The organism is Caballeronia sp. dw_276, assembly GCF_018449635.1.
Taxonomy (GTDB): Bacteria; Pseudomonadota; Gammaproteobacteria; order Burkholderiales; family Burkholderiaceae; genus Caballeronia.
This window is the reverse complement of sequence record NZ_JAAVUV010000073.1, coordinates 1-470: the sequence shown is the minus strand read 5'-3', so window position 1 is coordinate 470 and position 470 is coordinate 1. Positions and strand designations below refer to the sequence as shown.

Sequence of the window (470 nt, the reverse complement as noted above, 5' to 3'; positions counted from 1 at the left end):
TGCGCAGCGGCAACTCGATGTCGAGTTCGCTGCGCAGCCGCGCAATCACCTGCGTGGCCAGCAGCGAATGACCACCCAGTCCGAAGAAGTCGTCCCGTGCGCCTACCCGCTCCCGGCCCAGCACCTCAGCCCAGATCGCGGCGAGCGCCTGTTCGGTTTCGCCGCGCGGCTCGACGTATGCCGACGCGTCGACATCCCGGTCCGGTGCGGGCAATGCGCGGCGGTCCAGCTTGCCGTTGCTCGTCAGCGGCAGCGCGTCGAGCATCACGAAATGCGCCGGCACCATGTACTCCGGCAAGCTCGCGCGCAGGTGATCGCGCAGCGCACTCGTCGCTGGCGCCTGACCTCCGTCACCCACCCCATCACCGACCAGATCACCTACCACATACGCCACCAGCCGCGTGTCGCCGCCCGCCTCCTCGCGGGCCAGCACGACCGCCTCGCGCACGCCTTCATGGGCCAGCAGCACC

1 protein-coding gene is annotated in these 470 nt (G+C 69.8%); it reads right to left on the bottom strand.

Going from position 1 to position 470, the window contains the following annotated elements; genetic code table 11:
- A partial coding sequence (locus tag HB633_RS30670; protein WP_213781870.1) for a phosphopantetheine-binding protein occupies nucleotides 1-470 on the bottom strand: 470 nt, incomplete at both ends.